17 protein-coding genes are annotated in these 18,425 nt (G+C 54.8%); 4 read left to right on the plus strand and 13 right to left on the minus strand.

What is annotated here, in order from left to right; all coding sequences use genetic code 11:
* Positions 1-146 precede the first annotated feature (146 nt).
* The 5 genes from KHW85_RS07430 to KHW85_RS07450 all read right to left on the minus strand — a co-directional run bounded on the left by KHW85_RS07430 (position 147) and on the right by KHW85_RS07450 (position 5,327).
* A complete protein-coding gene (locus KHW85_RS07430) occupies positions 147-1,193 on the minus strand; it encodes an aminotransferase class I/II-fold pyridoxal phosphate-dependent enzyme (RefSeq protein ID WP_291459413.1) in 1,047 nt (348 codons plus the stop codon).
* 133 nt (positions 1,194-1,326) lie between these two features.
* Positions 1,327-1,926, minus strand: coding sequence for a uracil-DNA glycosylase family protein (locus KHW85_RS07435; RefSeq protein ID WP_291459414.1), 600 nt, complete (start codon positions 1,924-1,926; stop codon positions 1,327-1,329).
* A 55-nt stretch (positions 1,927-1,981) separates the two neighbouring features.
* Entirely contained in the window at positions 1,982-2,659 is a 678-nt protein-coding gene (locus KHW85_RS07440; protein WP_291459415.1) for a DNA-3-methyladenine glycosylase I, read from the minus strand.
* A gap of 24 nt (positions 2,660-2,683) precedes the next feature.
* A complete protein-coding gene (hemQ, locus tag KHW85_RS07445) occupies positions 2,684-4,918 on the minus strand; it encodes a hydrogen peroxide-dependent heme synthase (protein WP_291459416.1) in 2,235 nt (744 codons plus the stop codon).
* Between the two features lie 91 nt (positions 4,919-5,009).
* Positions 5,010-5,327 carry a heavy metal-binding domain-containing protein gene (locus KHW85_RS07450; RefSeq protein WP_178703880.1) on the minus strand — a complete coding sequence of 106 codons (318 nt, stop codon included), beginning with the start codon at positions 5,325-5,327 and terminating at the stop codon, positions 5,010-5,012.
* A gap of 131 nt (positions 5,328-5,458) precedes the next feature.
* On the opposite strand from KHW85_RS07450, the gene KHW85_RS07455 reads away from it, so the two are divergent.
* Positions 5,459-6,505 carry an alpha/beta hydrolase-fold protein gene (locus KHW85_RS07455; protein ID WP_291459417.1) on the plus strand — a complete coding sequence of 349 codons (1,047 nt, stop codon included), beginning with the start codon at positions 5,459-5,461 and terminating at the stop codon, positions 6,503-6,505.
* 325 nt (positions 6,506-6,830) lie between these two features.
* Here the strand turns inward: KHW85_RS07455 and KHW85_RS07460 are convergent, their stop codons facing one another.
* Positions 6,831-7,988 (minus strand): nucleotide disphospho-sugar-binding domain-containing protein, encoded by a 1,158-nt coding sequence (locus tag KHW85_RS07460; RefSeq protein ID WP_291459438.1) that lies wholly within the window; start codon positions 7,986-7,988, stop codon positions 6,831-6,833.
* 84 nt (positions 7,989-8,072) lie between these two features.
* On the minus strand, positions 8,073-8,618 hold the full coding sequence (locus KHW85_RS07465) for a GNAT family N-acetyltransferase (protein ID WP_178703885.1): 546 nt from the start codon (positions 8,616-8,618) through the stop codon (positions 8,073-8,075).
* A 292-nt stretch (positions 8,619-8,910) separates the two neighbouring features.
* On the opposite strand from KHW85_RS07465, the gene KHW85_RS07470 reads away from it, so the two are divergent.
* Both KHW85_RS07470 and KHW85_RS07475 read left to right on the plus strand, forming a co-directional pair.
* A complete protein-coding gene (locus tag KHW85_RS07470) occupies positions 8,911-9,699 on the plus strand; it encodes a protein-ADP-ribose hydrolase (protein ID WP_291459418.1) in 789 nt (262 codons plus the stop codon).
* A gap of 38 nt (positions 9,700-9,737) precedes the next feature.
* Positions 9,738-10,502 (plus strand): hypothetical protein, encoded by a 765-nt coding sequence (locus KHW85_RS07475; protein WP_178703891.1) that lies wholly within the window; start codon positions 9,738-9,740, stop codon positions 10,500-10,502.
* A 382-nt stretch (positions 10,503-10,884) separates the two neighbouring features.
* Here KHW85_RS07475 and KHW85_RS07480 read toward each other — a convergent pair whose 3' ends face one another.
* From KHW85_RS07480 to KHW85_RS07495, 4 genes are all read right to left on the minus strand, one after another.
* Positions 10,885-11,199, minus strand: a complete 315-nt coding sequence (locus tag KHW85_RS07480) for a hypothetical protein (protein ID WP_178703894.1) — start codon at positions 11,197-11,199, stop codon at positions 10,885-10,887.
* A 34-nt stretch (positions 11,200-11,233) separates the two neighbouring features.
* Positions 11,234-13,780, minus strand: coding sequence for a hypothetical protein (locus tag KHW85_RS07485; RefSeq protein ID WP_291459419.1), 2,547 nt, complete (start codon positions 13,778-13,780; stop codon positions 11,234-11,236).
* Positions 13,781-15,086: 1,306 nt separating this feature from the next.
* On the minus strand, positions 15,087-15,287 hold the full coding sequence (locus KHW85_RS08275) for a hypothetical protein (RefSeq protein ID WP_366494927.1): 201 nt from the start codon (positions 15,285-15,287) through the stop codon (positions 15,087-15,089).
* Positions 15,287-15,910: a TetR/AcrR family transcriptional regulator gene (locus KHW85_RS07495; RefSeq protein WP_291459420.1), complete on the minus strand. Its 624-nt coding sequence runs from the start codon at positions 15,908-15,910 to the stop codon at positions 15,287-15,289. Before KHW85_RS07495 ends, KHW85_RS08275 begins: the two co-directional genes overlap by 1 nt.
* Positions 15,911-16,099: 189 nt before the next feature.
* Between KHW85_RS07495 and KHW85_RS07500 the strand changes: the two genes are divergently transcribed.
* A complete protein-coding gene (locus KHW85_RS07500; protein ID WP_291459421.1) occupies positions 16,100-16,945 on the plus strand; it encodes a class I SAM-dependent methyltransferase in 846 nt (281 codons plus the stop codon).
* 17 nt (positions 16,946-16,962) lie between these two features.
* Here the strand turns inward: KHW85_RS07500 and KHW85_RS07505 are convergent, their stop codons facing one another.
* Positions 16,963-17,130 (minus strand): hypothetical protein, encoded by a 168-nt coding sequence (locus tag KHW85_RS07505; RefSeq protein ID WP_291459422.1) that lies wholly within the window; start codon positions 17,128-17,130, stop codon positions 16,963-16,965.
* A gap of 158 nt (positions 17,131-17,288) precedes the next feature.
* Entirely contained in the window at positions 17,289-18,377 is a 1,089-nt protein-coding gene (locus KHW85_RS07510) for a hypothetical protein (RefSeq protein ID WP_291459423.1), read from the minus strand.
* Between the last annotated feature and the right edge of the window lie 48 nt (positions 18,378-18,425).

An 18,425-nucleotide genomic window follows, 5' to 3' on the forward strand; every position in this document is an offset into this window, starting at 1 on the left:
TTCATGTGGAGGGAGCGGTGCGGAGCGCAGCTTCATGTGGAGGGAGCGGTGCGGAGCGCAGCTTCATGTGGAGGGAGCGGTGCGGAGCGCAGCTTCATGCGGAGCGCAGCCTCATACGGAGGAAGCGCCTAGGGCTGCGGCGACTATTAGGCCAGCGCGGCCTCGAATGCCTTGACGTCTTCTTCAGGGGTTCCCCACGACGTACAGAAACGTGCGAGCAGGCGGCCATCGGGCAGCGTCTCCCAAATGCCATAGCGGACCTTTCGCGACAAACGCTCGTGTCCTGCCTGATCAAGGGCGACGAAAGTGAGGTTCGTCGGAGAATCCATAGTGACAACGTATCCCGCACGGATCAGGGCTTCGCGGATTCGCCGCGTTGATTCAACTCCCGGCTGACCAATCTTCGAATACAGGTCATCCTCAAACAGGGCCTCGAACTGAACACCCAAAAGCCGACCTTTAGCGAGCAAAGCTCCATGCTGCTTCATCTGCGTGACGAATTGGCGGATCGAGCCGCCATCTGGGATCACCACGGCCTCGCCAAAAAGTGTGCCGCACTTGGTACCGCCGATGTAGAAAACATCGGATAGTCGTGCCAAGTCAGCCATTGAGACATCATTTGCCGGCGAGGTCAGGGCATAGGCCAAACGTGCACCATCAACGAAAAGCTTGAGGCCGTGCTCGTGGCATGCAGCAAAGAGTTCTTCCAGTTCTTTGAGCGAATACAGCGTTCCGTATTCGGTGGGCTGCGAGATATAGACCAATGCGGGGGCGATCATGTGGTCGCGTGCACCGTCGCCTTCCCACGCTGAATAAATGCGCTTAACATCGGCCGCAGTGATTTTTCCGTCTTTCGCGGGGATATCAAGGATCTTGTGACCACCGCGTTCAACAATGCCAGCCTCGTGCATGTTGATGTGTCCGGTGTGGGGAGCGATAACGCCCTGCCAGGGCAGGAGGATCGCATCGATGACAGTGGCGTTTGTTTGGGTCCCGCCGACTAGGAAGTGAACGTCCGCATTTGGCGCGTCACAGGCCTTACGGATCAGGTCGCGTGCGCGCTCGCAGTGCTCGTCGGTACCGTAACCACTGGATTGCTCCATATTGGTGGCAACCAAGGCATCCAATACTTTTTGGTGCGCCCCTTCTTGATAGTCACTGGAGAAGTTCGGGATTACAGCTTCACTGGTCATTGCACAATTATTGCACGCTTTTTACCTTAGGAATAGCACGCATGAACAGCGCTCTCATCAGTGCCAAGCGAACTATAAATTGGGTATTCGCTAACAGAGACCGCCCTTAGCGGATACAAAATTCGCAGAAAAACTACCTCATGATCTGCGCGACAAGCTCTTGCAGATCCGGAATGACAGTCTGGTCAAACCAGGGGTTCTTCTTCATCCAAATTTGGTTACGAGGCGATGGGTGCACCAGCGGGAAATACTCCGGCAGGTAGTCGCGGTAGTCCTTGACGACCTGCGTGAGCGAGGCCGAAGATTTGAGCTGCAGATAGCGCTTTGTTGCGTAGGAGCCAACCAGAATAGTGAGCTTCAGATCGGGCATGAGATCGAGCAGGCGCGGGTGCCACTTATCCGCGAAGTCCTTACGCGGAGGCAGATCGCCGCTCTTCCCGGTGCCCGGGAAGTAGAAGTCCATGGGGACAATGGCTAGTTTCCCAGAGTTGTAGAAGGTATCGCGGTCGATTCCCATCCAATCGCGCAGACGGTCACCACTGCGGTCGTTCCAGACAATTCCAGTTTCTTCAGCGACTCGGCCGGGAGCTTGACCGATGATCATGATCCGACACTCGGGGCCCGCGTAAAACAACGGATCGATCCCGCGCTTTGTGTATGAGGCGTTTTCCGGGTCCTTCCGGATTTCCTCTGCGATTGCTTTGAACTTCGGATCAGTAATCTCTGGAGTCATATTTTCACTCTAGACCCGTTTCTATTCAGCCGCAGCAACCTCAACAAAGCTTGGTTCATTCATTCGACGGCCGCTTCCACGTTCCCAAGATGTCAGTGTTGACAATCCCTATCGCGCCCATCAGGGCCAATGCGGTAACCGGGCCAACGAAGACGAAGCCTCGGCGTTTAAGCCCGAGTGAGAGAGCGCGGGATTCTTCGGTCTGTGCGGGCACCTCCCCCGCATTTTCGGGCCGAGGCTGCTGGCTGGGTTGGTAAAGCCAGACAAGTTCACCCAAGTGTCGTGGGTAGGATTGCCCAGGCCGAAGCAACCCCGCGAGCGGCGCATCCTCCATCCGCCCCGCACGGTGTGCATCCGCTTCGGCAGCTAGAGCACCACGAAGCGCGATGACTGCCCGCGCGTTGGTGATGGCCGCGTTGATCTTCCGCCCATTTCGCACGATGCCCGCGTCGCGCATTAAACGCTCACGATCTTTGTCGGTGAAGGACGCAACGGCCTCGGGAATGAAGGAAGCGAAGGCGTCGCGAAAGGCCTGCCGTTTCTTGAGGATCGTCGACCACGAGAGGCCGGATTGGAAACTCTCAAGGACGAGGCGTTCGAAAACGCCCTGCTCGGAGGTAACCGGTTTCCCCCACTCGGTGTCGTAGTAGCCACGCAAGAGCGGGTCAGTGGCCGCCCAGCACGGGCGGACACGACCATCTTCACAGGCAACGAGGCCTTCGGGAAGAGCCACGATCACCTCCTCAAGCAGTGCAGATTATGCCCTCGGCTGGCGCTGCGTCCACTCCTGCAGGCTCACGCGGGGACCCGTGAAGAAGGGGGTATCCTCGCGAACATACAAGCGAGCCTCGGTGTAGCGCTGGGCATGCATGACCCCCTCAAGGCGGTCCAGCGAATCGGCCTCGAAAGCCAAAACCCACTCGTAGTCAGAGAAACCAAAAGCTGACAGGGTCGAGCCCTTGACGTCCGGATACTGCGAGAAGCCGTTGCGCCCGTGCTCGGCCATGATCCGCGAGCGCTCTTCGGGGGCCTTCAAGTACCAGTCGTAGGAACGCACGAAGGGGTAAACCATCGCCCAGTCACGCGGCGCGACGCCGCCAAAGCAGGCGGGAATATGGCGCCTGTTGAACTCTGCGGGGGTGTGCAGGCCCATGCAGGACCACACGGGATCCAGGAACTTGCCGAGCGCGCTGGCGCGCAGGCGATGGTAGGCGTCCTGCAGGACCTCGGGGTCATCATCAAGCCACCACACCATCAGATCTGCCTCGGCGCGGAAGCCCGACACGTCATAGAAACCGCGGATTTGCGCGCCCGCGCTCTTCACGTAATCCAGGGATTCAGCAACAATCTGGGCGCGCTCGCTGTCGTCTGCTGGCAAGAACTCACCCAATGCAAACACGGAATACAGTGCGTAGTGCTGCTTGCCGTTGACCTCATCTAAGTCAATATCGGTCCGATCGCGCGGGTCGGGAACGTAGGAGTGTGCTGCATGGTGGTGCGGAGCATGCTCGGCAACGTGTTCGGGCGAAGCCTCGTGTTCGGGCGCAGCCTCTACGTGACCGGAGTGTTCGGTGTTTTCAGCGGGTTGTTCCGCATGACGGTTCAAGAACGCCATTGATTCCTCCTGTTGTATGGCGGATTGGCCGGCGACTCGAGCAGGGCCGTCGGAAGAAAGTGGGGCATGCAAGCTTGCGCGCTGATCGCCCGCTTGGTCAAAGTGGTGGGAATGCGCAGGCCGAGCCGGCGCCAAGCAGCAATCCGGCGGACACACCGTGTGGAAAGGTCCCATGCCTGTGACGGTCATGCGGAAAGGATTTTCACCTCGCGCTTGGGCTGCGCGTTCTTCCAGCACATCCACCAGCGAAGAGACAAACGCGGGGTCCGTCGAGATTGTTTCGGCGCGCTTGTACGCAAGTCCAAGTTCCGCGGCGGTTTCCTTCGCCTCGGTGTCCAGGTCGTAGACAACCTCCATGTGGTCGCAGATAAAGCCGATAGGGACGACGACTACGCCGCTGGGCTTTCCACTTCCCGAGGCCTCGTTTCCTTCCGCTGCGCTCTGGCCTTCCGGGGCGATCAGTTCGCGCAGGAAATCGTTGATGTCGGGCTCCAGCCAGCGCGCCTGCGGCGGACCCGAGCGCGAACAAAACGCTAGGTCGTACCCCAAATCTTCGCGCCCCAAGACTCGACGCACTTCCGGCATGATCGCCTGAATGAGCGCATGGTGCTGGGCAACGTAACTAATTTCGGAAGCAGGGGTGCCCAGGGATGAGGTTTCTTCGCCTTCAAGCTCAGCGCCACCGGCCTCGGAATCAGGGGAAGAAGAAACGGTAGAAGGGAAGGAGAAGGGAGAGGACCCGTCTTCCATGCTCATGGGGATGGAGTGGGTGACGAAAACCAGTCGAATCCCAGCGGGATCAGCTCCGCCCTCAACCAAGGCCGACCACGCGCGACGGATCGAGGCAATTTCAGCACTGGCCATACCGGGAGTCGAATAGTAGGGGCGCACTTTATCCACAATGATCTCGGCGTTCGGGTTGTCCGCACTGTCCTCTGCACCAAGGAGGATACTCCCCCACTTTTCGCTTTTGGAACGCGCGGCCTCGGCAAGGTCTTCGCGGTACTGACGGCACCCCGAATACGAGGCATAGGCGGATGTCGGCAGCACAAGGATGCGTCGCGCGCCGGCTTGGGCAAGTTCGTCCAGGCCCTCGGCGACAAAGGGATGCCAGTTGCGGTTTCCCCAGCCGACAGGGATGTCATATCCACGACGCGAGAGCTCTGCGGATAAGTCAGCAATCAGGCGCTGATTACAGGCGTTAATGGGCGAAACGCCACCGAAACGCTCATAGTGTTTCGAGACTTGAAGAAGACGTTCGTCGGGGATTCCACGGCCTCGCGTTGCGTTGCGCATGAACGGGAGGACATCCTCCATGCCGTTGGGGCCACCATAGGACAGCAGCATAATTGCGTCGTAGGGTTCCAATCCTGGCACTGTGAGTCCTCCTTCGCGGGCAACATGGCAAGTGTAGGACCGCACGCCCGCACCTCGCAGCGACAAAGTGTCAGAAAAACGCCAGAAGGTTTCAGACCTCAACAGCGGTGCCCGTGGCGATTGCTGCGAGCATTCCGTTGTCAGATCCGGCGGTGAAGTAGTCGACATGCACGCCGACTACCGCGTTCGCACCCATCGCCTGCGCGCGCTGGCACATCTCGTTGATAGCAGTTTGTGAGGCCTCGAAGAGTTCCTCTTCATAGTTCGAGGCCCGCCCTCCAAAGAGGTTCGACAAGCCTGCACTAATATCTTTAAAGAGATTCACACCCGCGAACGTCTCTCCCGAAACAATTCCGTAGTAACGCTTAATAGGCGCACCTTCAAGGGTTGGGGTCGTGACAGCAATCATGGCAACTCCTTTGTCCAGTTGGTGACTCAATCCTATCCGCCTGTAGCGAAGGCCCATTCGCACCGCCACAGCCGCGGACCTAAAATTAACTATATGAGGTCAATACGCACGAACTACACGGAACTTTATCAATGAGCACTCCGACCTCACCCACCCCCAAAACCACGGAAGTGCCGGCGCGCCAGCTACGGCCTCGCGACCGCAGGCGAACAATCGCGCTTGCCGTGGGCATCTTAGTGGCAGCAAGCGGCTTGGTCAGTGCAGCAGGATACGAGGCCTATCGCGCCTCGACTCCCTCGCCCGCAGTTACCCACCACGAGAAGGCGGACGGCACAACGGTGATCATTCCTGCGGCCTCGGAGAATCCGATTCCCCTGCACGGGCGGATCGACACCGTGGATTATCAGCAGGAATACCAGGGAGTGACCTATAAGAAGCAGGCGCTGGTGTACGTTCCTGCGACATACGTACAGGGGGTGCCGGCCAATATCGTGTACCTGACTCACGGGTGGACGAGTAGCGCGGAGGAGATGGCCGACGAGGTCTCGCCGGCGATTGATGACCTAGAGCGCAGTGGTGAACTCTCCCCGACGATCGTTGTTTTTGCGACGTATTACCCTGATCGTTCTTTCGTGAATGACGATTTTGAAACGGATTATCAGCTCAATCGCTTCTTTGCGACCAGTGAGATCGACACTCTAATTGACACAGTCGAGTCGCGTTACTCGACCTACGCGGACGGCGACACCTCAGATGAATCCTTAAAAGCTAGCCGTATGCACCGCGCTTTCGGCGGTTTTTCCATGGGCGGGATTACGGCCTGGGATGTTTTCGCCCTGAACCCGGATTATTTCTACGGTTATATGCCAATGGCCGGGGAGTCATGGATTGGCCGCGATCATGACGCTCCCCTACCCGAAATTGCCGACGAAGTCACTCAAGGAGTGCGCAGCCGCGACATGGGACCGCAGGATTTCCACATTATCGCCAGCGTTGGTTCAGACGATCCAGCGCTCGACGACATGAGTCCGCAGCTCGATGAGTTTTACCACGAGTATCCGACGCTGATGACTCCCCAGAGCCTGCAAGTGTGGATCGATGAGGACGGGACACACTCCCTTGCCTCGGTTTCGCGCCAACTCAGCCACGCTCTGCCGCTACTTTTCCCGCGCCAGTAGGGCCTTTCCCTCAGTTTTTCGGACCGCATTGAGTCCGGAGGATGCACAGGCCCTGCGTCCACTCACCCGGCGCTACTGGGAAGGATGGAAACTGTTAGGCCGGATCGTTGTTTATAGGTGGAATTGCCGCCAGTAGACCAGATCGACACCACCCGGCGCGATTGGCACCACCCGGCGAGATCGACACCACTAGGCGCGATTGACACCACTTGGACGCATCGCATACCCCAAAAATCGCTCGTTCAAAGCTCCAACTTGTGTCAATGGCTCCAAACGATGCCAATGAGGCCGGAATAGCGCAATCCCCTGGCTCAAGATGCCTGGATCAGTCATTCACGGGGCGCGCATCGAGTAATTTCTCGAGCTCGCGGACAATCCGCTCAGTTCCGCCCAATTCCGACAGTTCATCGCGCACCCCTCGGATCCCCGAGGTCAGGGCAGGCTCATCGACGAGGCGCAGCGCGGCCTCGGCAATAAGAGCGGGCTTGGGGGCGCGAACGCTCAGGCCACAGCGCGTACGCTCGACGGCCTCGGCGTTGAATTGGCGCTCGAAAACACGCCCGGGCACGACGACTTGTGGGACTTCATAAGCCAGCGCGTCCATCATCGAGTTTTGCCCGCCGTGATGGACCATGACACGGGCGTGAGGGAGGAGCTCGCCAAAGTTGAGGCGAGGCGCGCAGGTCACCTCATGGCCCCCGACAACTTGTACAGCCTCGGGCACACCTGCGACGTAGACGTCGCAGCCAAGCGCGCTCGAGAGCTGGCGGCCAACTCGCACGGCAACTCCCTCGGGAACACTGCCCGAGCCTAGGTAGACGACCGCGCAATCGCGATCGGCTCTGTGACTATCCACCGTCGACATCTCGCCAAGAAAACCGCAGTAGATCGCCCGCTCCCCTGCCCGCGGTTCCAGGGTCGGACAGCTCGGGATGAAGCGGCGCCGCACCCCCTCGAGGATCGTCAGCGACGAGGCCGGGGCGGGCATGCCCATCTCGCGTAGCAGGCGTCGAATTCCCACTGATTTTCGAGGGGTTGAGGCGTAAGAGAGGGTCGTCGGCTGCGAGCCGCTGCCCACACAGGGAATTCCTTCGGCGCGAGCGGCGATCACCGCGGCCAAGTTGAATTCCGAGTAGACGACGTCGGGGCGCCAGCTGCACATGAATTCACGGAGCTTATCAACGACCACTCGGCTGTAGCGATAATCCAAAGACCCCGTTAACCACAGCACTTCTTCGAAACTACGAACGGGCTTGCGCCCCATCAATCCCAAGCGCGAAGCCAGCGGAAAGGTGTAACGAGCGATGGCCTCGGGAAGACCAAGGGGCGAAGGAACGGGAATTTCAAATGTCGAGGCGACCGGATCGACGCAGTTCCCGTCGTTTCCCCATGCGAGCGTGACCTCGTGGCCACGGCTGAGGAAAGCACGGGCGATCTGCTGCGCGCGCGACCACGGACCACCCATCTGCGAGCGGGCCAGCATGGGGACGACAAGGATTTTCACGGTTTAAGGGTACGCCCGGAAGCATGGTCTTTTAGCCCCCGAGGGCTAGCCGCCCTTGTAGCGCTACAGCTCCAGCCTCATGTACACGAGTTCTTGGTAGCCCGCAGACGCGGACCGATAGCCCCGAGGGTTGCGCCCGTATTCCTCGAACCCTGCGCGACGGTAAAGGGACACCGCCCGTTCGTTGTCCGCCACCACTTCGAGCTCAAGCTGGGTGTAGCCCGCCTGCCGAGCACAGTCAAGGCTCGCGTCCATCAGCATCCGCCCAATCCCCATCCCCCAGTACTCCTTGAGGATGCTGATCCCAAAACGCGCCCGGTGCACAACCTTGCGCCTACTGCGCACTGCTGAAACTCCCGCACTTCCAACGATGCGCCCGTCGATCACGGCAACGAGTTCAACCTCATTGCCACTGCGTTCTGTTTCTTCCAGGGAGCGGGCCTCTTGTTCATCGTCGGCGCTCTGCTCGTCCGGATAGGACAGTAAATAGTCAGTTTCCGCATGCGTGCGTTGCGTCGCCTCGCGCAGAACGCGAGCATCCGAGGCAACGGCATTCCTCACCAGGAGTTCCACCCCGCCCTTCAACACCACCATCTTGGCGTACCTCATTGTCGGACTCCTTCTCTGCCGAGGAATAAGCGCCAATTTCACGCTCAATGTTGCAATAGCAGTGTACGAGTGACACGCGCGAACGAGTCTGCAAGGAGCTTACTGACCCCACTGCAGATTGATTACCGCCAATTTATACCGCCACTGGCGGTAATCGGGCGATACTGATGGCTGCAGAGGGTAAAACCCATGCGTTATCCGGGGTCGCGTACATACTGCGCAAACAGCGTTAACCTATCACTGCAGCGGAACTACACTGTTGTCACCCCTCGTTTTTGGGAAAGGAATGCTGATGTGGCCCAGTCGGAAACTTGAGCTGTTAACCCCACTGATTGCAGGACTGTGCGAGGAACGCGGGATGGAGGTGCCCGCACCGACGAGTGTCGATGAGATGTGGGAGCAGTTCCGCGCGCAGGTCAATACGCGCCCGCCCATGCCCGCCTCGCCGCAGTGGCTGGCTTTGCAGGATCAGTTGCTCAGTGAGTTGATTGCCGGGGATGGCGTTATTTCCATTGACGAGGCCGAGGTCGCGCCCCTGCACCCCAATATTCGCCTGTGGCAGGGTGACATTACGAGGCTCGCGGCGGATGCGATTGTGAACGCAGCGAACTCAAAGATGCTGGGGTGTTGGGTGCCTGGGCATGCGTGCATTGATAATGCGATTCATACTTTCGCCGGCGTCCAGTTGCGTTTGGAGTGCGCCCAGCTCATGGAGGAGCAGGGGCACGAGGAGCCGACAGGCCGGGCGAAGATTACGGGGGCGTATAACTTGCCCTCGCAGCGCGTCATTCACACGGTCGGGCCGATTGTGCCAGCTGGCGAGAGTGCTGACATGTACCGTTTCGAGCTGATGAGCTCGTACCTGAATTGCCTGGATTTGGCGCAGGAAAGCGGGATGGACTCGCTTGCGTTCTGTTGTATTTCGACGGGCGTTTTTGGCTACCCGAAGCAGGATGCTGCCGAGGTCGCGGTGGATGTGGTCAATCAGTGGCTCACTGCGACCCAGTCCCCCATGGTCGTTGTGTTTGATGTGTTCTCGGATGAGGACGAGGCGATTTATCGAAGGCTTTTGGGGTTCTAGAGTTTTAGCACTCCAGGCACTTCAAAGGGCGGGCAAGCGTGGATAAGAAGGCTGTTCAGATTCTGAATCGCTTGATGGACGATCGGAAGAAGCATTCGGTGAGTGCTGAGGAGCTTGCTTATGCCCGGAAGATGGGGGTGGTTGTTGAGGATCACCCGATTACTCTCGATCAGGCGCTTGATGTCCTGGAACGATGCTTTGAGGCTGTGTCTTTAGAGGATGCAGCGCAGGCGTTCTTATATAGTTTGTCCTCGCGCGAGGTGGATTACCGCTATATTTTGGCGTCCTATGTGTATGCCCGCAGTTGGTTTTCTTTTGATCGAGGCCGGATTCAGGAGGTTCCGGGAAAGCTGACGGGCACCTTCTTTAACTGGGTGAAACACAGGGGCGGCGGCATCTGGGGAACGATCGGGAAGCCGATCTTTTACTTGGAGCAGTTCGCGCCGGTGGAGCGGCGGGCTGCGAGTGATGCCGATGTGGAGATTTTACGGTCGATCTTGCAGCTAGCTGATTCCATGGAGGACGAGGCCAGCGGTGCAGCCTTGGCAACCGCTATCCGCACCGCGAAGTTGCTTCCCTGCAACCAGGCCGAGGCCGTTGGGATCGTTGAGACTCTAGGAATCTGCGGGATTTTAGATGCGCCAGGGCACCCCGGTTTTCTACATTCATTCACTCCCCCGCATGAGCGCGACACCGGGGACCTCAGGCAGAGCCTGTCCTACCCCTTGAACTGGTGGCGCGGGGCCGATGGCGTGAATTGGGAGAATGCGGCGGAGGTGTTTGGGGCCTCAGCCCGAAACTAAAGCAGACTTTCTTCGTTTTTCTTGAGAAAGACCCGCCAAAATCGGAGTTTGCATGGAATTACGGAAAGAGCAGTGACAAACAGTTCTTCGAGAACGGCACAGATTTATACATAGAAAAACTGAGCGATAAGCACGCATTTACACCATCTACGTTCTTGCCAACCCAAGCATCGATAATACGTAGCCAGTCCCATAAACCCGAAGATGCGGGCCCACTCCATGCCAACGTCGCATATCAACTAGGAAAGATCGCGAAAACAAGCAGATGCAATGCCATTATGAAGACACTCTGCTCACGAACGGGACCTTTGATCAAAGAGCCAATAGGAGATTCACCGGCTAGCAAGTCAAAAAATTACGCAATGAAGCTGCGCTTCAAAACTTAACCCTCGAGCTCACTAATGAAATCTTGAATCTGACGTCGCCGCTCATCGAAAGGCAGCTGGCTTTTGAACTCCTCAAGTTTCACTCGACGTCTCTCTACGAACTCCGACAAAAAATCAGCATACCGCTGAGCCTTCTCACGAACCTCACCCGTCAGGCTCTCTTCGACGACGAAAGAATCCGACCTTATAACTACGCCAGGGTCCGGATTGGTAATCCATAACAAAAATTCAGAATACGACGAAGAATTCGACAAATCAAAGGCCGCCTTTTCAACCTCTAATATCACATTACCATCAGACATTTTAATCATTAAAGCTCCCCAAAATTAAGCACATCACTAAGGTCTAGTTATCTGTATCCAAATCTTCTAATCTGAAATTATACTTATTAAGCCTCATCTTTAAATAGAGCTCACCTCCATCCAAAATATCGGATATAAATCGCTTTCCAGAAGAGTTCCCTAACGAGCTAATTTCATACAAGATTTCCTGATTTTCATTCCTGCAGGTCACTATAGTCCTTGCGTCACCATTGACGACTACAGGAGCAGAATGACTCACGACAAAAAATTGAACCGAAATTTTTAGCTGCTTTAACCTCGACACGAGAAAGTCTTTAATCGTTTTAACATCAAGATTATCCTCAGGCTGATCAAGAACAATGTATACCCATTTTCCCTTACAAAGCTCATCATTAAGAAATAGCTTTAGTAATGCCTGCGCCTTCATCCCTGGGGACATAGTGTCGACCAGATCACCGTCAATCGCAACACAAGGATTCAGATCAGCCAACTCATTAAGCTGCTGGCGCAGAAGCTTAAAAAACTTTTGGAAGTGAGTCTTTACATTCTCATCTCTGCATGATTTAAACTTAATACCGTTGAAGACCTTGTGCATTTTAGAAGCATCGCTTGCAGACAGATAGGCATAAATCAATGAACCATCATCTGGAAGGGAAGACCTTGAAAACAGGCTACTATACACATCTTCAAAAGAGAGATCATCATTAGGTCGCAAACTGATCTGAATTACATTACTTCCACTCTGATAGTCCAATTCTTTTCCCGCACAATAGGCCCTACCATATTCCTGAATAGCAGCACGATGCAGTTCCTTAAGCATGATACGCAAAGTTAGTAAATCACTATAGAATGAAAAAAGCTTTTTATCCTTATCTTCATATTGTGATGCAGCATTTGATCCATTATGACTATTGAATTCATCAATGTAATTGAAATACTCCGTCAGAAGCTCTCGGCGCTGAGAAAACCACTCCGAACGAATTCTATCGAGAGAGCTAATGTAATCACGAATCATTATGTCAACTTCTGAAAAAGCGTTACAAATACTATTCTCTCTGCGCGTTAGAGCCTCCAGGAGATCTTCGTCTTCAACTGAACAACACTTGGACACCGAGGATCTGAGATGTTTTTCAGCTTCGTTCAAACTGCCAGCGACTTGCTTCCAACGTTTTTTAAGTCCCTCAATATAGCTTTCAATCGAGAATGGAATTTGCGGCTCTGCAATCAGAATTTCGGATGGAACCCGCGAATCAAGATGATCGAGCGATATCACGCTACATTCATACTTTTCCGAAAAAACGATCAGGAGCCTTTCTTCCAGAGTAAGCAGCTCATTAAGATTATTTTTTGCAGACCGACGCGAATCTTCTTCTTCATCCCTCAACGCATCGATTCTCGTTTTCAGGAACGGAATACTATCATATTCACCTTTTGTGAATATTGATTCTAATGCCCCCTGCCCAAGGTAAAGACAGCTCGGTCGATCTTTCGAGCTTTCTCCGTCGCGAAGCCGATAGCGCACGCTCTCAATATCTACTAATGTTTTGTATTTTTCGAGACCATCCGATACTAAGAGACTCGCTAGCATTGATTTTCCGCTGCCACGAGAACCAACTATTCCGTTATACCCGGGGGAAAATTGCAGCACGACAGGCCTGTCAGCATTTTGCCCATCTCTTGACTTAAGTGAAAACGAAATTGATTCTAGGTAGTTTGCAATATTTTTCTGGGGGTGCTTGTCTTGTCGATCCGAGGTTACAATACGGCTTTCAGGATCACTCATTGCAAGCACTAGCGAATCCCAATCACCATCAAAGTCAATCCAGGTAAACTTTTTTCCGATCTCATCGAGTCTCTTAGCGTCACTGAACAGAAATGCTGATACAGTTACGTTCTTTTCTTTTGCTAACCACCCTGTGATTTGTTTTCGGCTCTTTTCACCGCCTTCGATCGCTGATGCATGCGCAAAGTAGAACAATTTGTCTTTGTACTCTTGGTTTTGTAACAACGGACCTTGATCATCTGCTGTGTTAGGCAAGTAATCAGAAAGGCTCCGATCTTTATTTTCATGTGGCACAAAAATATAAGGGATTCCCGTTGCCGCCTCTTGGAAGTCCTCGAGAGCGATCGATACTCCGGCCGTCCTACGTGAGAACGCCTTTACACCCAGCTCCTGAGGTCGCTCCGCACGTCCTTGATCCTGAAGTTTCTTAGAGAAAAGCTGATGGACAATTTCAGCGATCGCCTGCGCCTTTTTTACATCAAACCAGACAATGGCATGGAAATATTTCCCTTTGTTTCCCTTCCCGATTGTTAGGCCATGCCGTTGAATTGTTTCGTCTTTCAGGTGGATATTAAGCTCCACACCGCCAAATACATACTTGCCTAATTCCGCCATCTTGTTTTTAATCTCGCGCAGCAAATCAACGTCAACGACATTATGGTCCGTTATCGCAACGACATCGAGGTCACTTTGGAGGAGTCTCGAAGTAAAATCAGAACGCGTGTAGTCTCTGCTATAGCACGAACTTGAATGAACGTGCATATCGCATTTTTTAAACGACAACATAGGTGTTGAACTAACAGTCATCCGGCACCCTCCCCATCGAGAGTTCATACTGCATTAATCTACTGGAGCGCAGATAGAAACCGGAGCCCCTACCTGCATTCTGCATACTACTCCCCTTTTCGATTCCGCGATGCTCAATCGGGAGTAGCAATACCAACAACTAGCTCTGACGCAATCTCTCTTCATCGTATCGACCACACTGTCTCCTAGAGTTGCTCTCATCGTCATGCGGTTCCGAAATTAGAGCCGATTCTTGGCGAAAACCGTCTTAAAGGAGCAAAGATTTCAGTTCTATGCGCTTGATGATTTCAAAGAGTCCGCTACCGCTAGTAGCTCATGTCGTCCTACGAAAGTACCCGTTAAGTTATCTAGTTCCAAAGGCTCGTGTTACTCATTGCTGCCCCACTACTTTCATCTCTGGAAGAGCGAAACTACTCTTTCTGCACCTCGTCAGGGTTCCACACGCCGCCATGCAGTAGTCAAAGACAATCCACCATCTTCAAAGTTTGTACTACGCACCCCGCTTGCATTCATGACTATCTTGATAAGTTAATCCGCTGATTCTGCAACCTCTGGAACCTCGACGGAAGAGAGCTCTCCACAACGACGGACGATTTCACCAGACGGTGAGTCCTGTGCGTTTTCATTGGGACGAAAAAACATACAACAAGTGACCCGATCCTAGTGGATAAATAGTTACAAAACTTATGGAAAAGACAGTCACAAACTTTGTTGTAGCAGCGGGAACAAAAAGAACTCAAGCTTAGGGACATTGTGTCCTACAAGGCCTTAGACAGCGGACGAACAGCAAGCATCGACGATAAGTACATCGAACTTGCATGTGCTAGCACCACGAGCTAGCTAGAAACTCTATGTTCCCTTCCGCATCCTTCAAAGGTCTATTTTAGATTGGACAGCGCCCCACAAAGAAGAGGACATAACGATCCATATTTGCTATCGAAAAGGGCATTGCAAATCGCTTTAATCACAATTCGATAAGCTCTCCATCCGGAATCAAACTAAGCATCTTAAACGCAACTCAGCACATGACGACGCGATACCTACCCCCTCACCCGTCGTGCATGAAAAGTCCACCCTTCACCAAACGCCCGGCGCATCAGGAAGCTTACACCCGCCAGCGCCAGCGCAGACCCTAGGCCCGTGTAGAAGAATGCGAAGAACCATGTGGGGATGAGTCCACTTAAGCGCAGCCCGAAGCCAAAGGAGATCATGAACACCATGATCAGGTAGCCCTTGAGGTCCAAGAAGCGCAGGAAGTTCAGGCGATCTGCGTCCAGGCCTCGGATCCTCTGGGCGTTCTTCAGGACTATCTTGCCGCGAACATTGCGTGGAAGGCAAAGAAAGCGGCGACAGCACCAACAACAATTGCGACGAGGACACCAACGGCCGCACCGCTCAGCTCAACGACCGAACGCACACCAATCAGTGCGACGTTCATACCCGCCAGCAGCCAAACCACTCCGGCAACGGTAATCAGGTTTTCTTTATTTATTTTGAGCAGTGTCATCAGCAATCTTTCTTATCAATCGGAGCCGCAGCGGCGCTTCCAAAAGCACCGCTCTTAGCCACGGCCTCGTACAAGCTGGTATCAAGAAGAGCAAAGACGGGCTCACAATCAGAGCCCTCCATGAGCGAGGTAAAAATAGCTCCCAGAACAAAAGGACAGAGCTTCTCAGGGCTCAGCGCGCCAACCAACCGTGAGCGCACAACCGCGGGATCCGCCTCCAACACATGCTGGAGCCCTTGCTCCATGTGGGCAAACATTGGAGCGCGTGCAGCCTCCAAGGCCTCGTGCTCACTGCGGGGAAGGCTGCGCATCTCAGCGAACCAATCAACGTCCATTTCCGCCAAGGCCGCGCCCAAAGCGCCACGCAATTTCCGCACGTAGTCGACGAAACTCTCGCTCCCGTCAACCCGACAGCATTCCTCGAACAGCGCCTGGCCGAAGAATCGTGTGAATACTGCGGCCGTCAGGTCCGCTTTTGTCGGGAAGTACACATAGACCGAGCCGACGGCGATTCCGCAGGCCGCGGCCAGTTTTCGCACGGAGAGTGCGGAGATTCCTTCGCGCGCGGCAATCGAGTATGCCTGCTCAATCAGCTTGTCTTTGTCAATGACCTGTTTGGGCACGGAAATCCTCCTCTCTCTCCGGTTTCACTCAATAATGAACAGTGTTCAGCATAGATACTCCCCCACGCTCACGCACCTTGGATAGGGATCGCAAACATCCTCTGCGCAGGGCGGACAAGCTACGCCAAGCCCACGTCCAGGCCTCGGCAGGCGCCCCACCCCAACAACCCACCGACGTACAATGACCGCATGACTGAAACAAGCGGGCGAGCGCAATGGTTTTCCGATAACGAACGCAACTGGGACGACCGCGCCGAGCTGCACATGGCTGGCAACTACTACGACTACCAGCGTCTTCTCGAGGATCCGACAGCCATTAGTGCCGAACTCGCCCAAGATATCGAGAGATTCGGCGATCTCACTGGCAAAGAAGTCATCCACCTGCAGTGCCACGTCGGAACCGACACGATCGGGTTTGCGCGCCGCGGGGCCTCGCACGTCATTGGCCTCGATCTGTCCGAGGCCTCACTTGCCCACGCGCGCAGCATCGCCCAGCGCGCGGGCGCTCACGTCGACTTCGTTCACGCGAACGTGTACGACGCGCGCGAAGCAGTGTCCGGCACCTTCGATCTGGTGTACACCTCGATCGGTGTTCTGTGCTGGCTGCCCGATATCGCCCAATGGGCGCGAGTCGTCGCTTCTCTCCTCAAACCCGGCGGTACCTTCTTCATCCGCGATGACCACCCGATGTTTATGACAATCGGGGAGGACATTTCCGACGGGCTCAAGATTGAGCAGCCATACTTTGAGCAGGATGCCCCAATGACGTGGGATGACGATTCAAGCTACGTGGATTCCCCAGGTGCACCGCGGATTACTCACACAACGAACCACCAGTGGAATCATTCCCTTGGCCAGATCGTCACCGCTCTCATCAACGCGGGGCTGGTGATCGATGAGCTCGAGGAGACCCCACGCGCTGCTTGGTGTCCGTGGCCCGAACTCATGGAACACGATTCCACCGGAGCCTGGCATCTTCGTGAACACCCCGAGCGTCTACCCCTGCAGTTCGCGATCACCGCACACAAAAACTGAGAGCGCGTAGCTAGATTTCAGCCACCCATATATGCGGAAACTGCACCTTTCTTCAGTGTCCCTCGCACCATGATGCAGTGGCCAAAGAGCACCTGGCCAGCGTCAAAGTAGGCGGTCAAGGAACGCGCCGCGCAGGCACGCATGGCATCGTCCCGTTTTTCTTGACGTGCCGCGCCACTGAGCACTCCCTAGCTTTCAGATCGCGCACTTGGAACCACCCTGGACTCTTCCCTGGTTCTCGAGGCCGCATTCAGCTTTACTGCTGCTTGTGATACTCGCTCGGGCTAACTCCGGCCCATCCCCTAAAATTGGGTGAGGCCAGGGCTGCATCCGCTCGCAGCGCTCACAAAGCTCGATCCACTTCCAGCTTGAATGACCGGACATACTCATCACTTAATACGACCACGACTCCATCTCCACCCATTGACACTTTCTCACTCTCGCTCAGGCCGCGAAACCCCTTCTTTGAATGGAAGAACTCAGATAGACGGTGGAAGCAATCATCAACATTTCCTTGATCGCCAATGGCCTCACGAAGACCTTTCACTAAGCCCACGGATACACCTTTACTGATTTCGATAAGCTCACAATCAACATTATTGATGCGTTCTTCCCTCATTTCGCCGCGACAAGGGTCGGGGGAATGGTCGGAGGAAAGCCATTGCACCATCGGCGAGTAATGCGCATAAATAGCCCTATCTAACTGAATAGTCAGTTGCCCCCCGCCAGCACCTTCAGGATCCACGTCGCACAACTCCCAGGAACTTCCCTTCGGCGCCACCCCACTCGTGAAACTTGATGCAACCACGTGCTTCTCCAACTCAGCTCCCTGCCTCGTGTACAGGGCATGTCCTGTACCAGTCAGGGTTGTCACGGAATCAAGATTCAACTGCGTCTTTGCGTGATTCACACGCTCATAAGCAAGCCTCACCCCTGACGTCCCCTTCGCCTCCACGAGCGCATATGGAACCCCTTGATCATCGATCGCAATATAGTCAGGCCGCTTACCTCTAGACTGCTTACCCGCACCACTAGATGGCGTAAGAATGAAGTGTTTACTATCTCCCGCATGAAGCAATTGATAGTTAGGCTTGTCCCCTCCCAAGAACTTATCAAACACAAGGCGCGCGCCAATCATGCCCAAATAGAATGACACAGCCCCTTTATAGCTAGCTTCGGCATGACAATAGTCAGTGGTCATCGAAAAGTGTTTCCTCGCCGCATCAAGAGCGAGAGCAAATCGCGGAATTGAGTGATAGAATCGTTGCCCCCACTCCGAGGTGACGACATGCCCTTCAAAATGACCGTTATCTAGTGAATACCTTACAAGATCCGCCGCAGAGCAATTGACAGACACATAACTACCCCCAATAGTCTTCTGCGCTTTATAGTCATTACCCGAAGCGTATCGATAAACTGGAACGGTAGGCACTTTCCCTCTCTATCTCGGCTGAACGAACAGAGCTGCCTGAACACCCTC

The sequence above is a fragment of the Actinomyces sp. oral taxon 181 genome (assembly GCF_018370895.1).
In the GTDB taxonomy this organism is placed as follows: Bacteria; Actinomycetota; Actinomycetes; order Actinomycetales; family Actinomycetaceae; genus Pauljensenia.

Bases quoted from the DNA above. Each gene is read 5' to 3' on its own strand.
- KHW85_RS07430 (WP_291459413.1), bottom strand. From the start codon at position 1,193: ATGACCAGTGAAGCTGTAATCCCGAACTTCTCCAGTGACTATCAAGAA.
- KHW85_RS07435 (WP_291459414.1), bottom strand. From the start codon at position 1,926: ATGACTCCAGAGATTACTGATCCGAAGTTCAAAGCAATCGCAGAGGAA.
- KHW85_RS07450 (WP_178703880.1), bottom strand. From the start codon at position 5,327: ATGATTGCTGTCACGACCCCAACCCTTGAAGGTGCGCCTATTAAGCGT.
- KHW85_RS07455 (WP_291459417.1), top strand. From the start codon at position 5,459: ATGAGCACTCCGACCTCACCCACCCCCAAAACCACGGAAGTGCCGGCG.
- KHW85_RS07460 (WP_291459438.1), bottom strand. From the start codon at position 7,988: ATGCTGGCCCGCTCGCAGATGGGTGGTCCGTGGTCGCGCGCGCAGCAG.
- KHW85_RS07465 (WP_178703885.1), bottom strand. From the start codon at position 8,618: ATGAGGTACGCCAAGATGGTGGTGTTGAAGGGCGGGGTGGAACTCCTG.
- KHW85_RS07470 (WP_291459418.1), top strand. From the start codon at position 8,911: ATGTGGCCCAGTCGGAAACTTGAGCTGTTAACCCCACTGATTGCAGGA.
- KHW85_RS07480 (WP_178703894.1), bottom strand. From the start codon at position 11,199: ATGATTAAAATGTCTGATGGTAATGTGATATTAGAGGTTGAAAAGGCG.
- KHW85_RS07485 (WP_291459419.1), bottom strand. From the start codon at position 13,780: ATGACTGTTAGTTCAACACCTATGTTGTCGTTTAAAAAATGCGATATG.
- KHW85_RS08275 (WP_366494927.1), bottom strand. From the start codon at position 15,287: ATGACACTGCTCAAAATAAATAAAGAAAACCTGATTACCGTTGCCGGA.
- KHW85_RS07500 (WP_291459421.1), top strand. From the start codon at position 16,100: ATGACTGAAACAAGCGGGCGAGCGCAATGGTTTTCCGATAACGAACGC.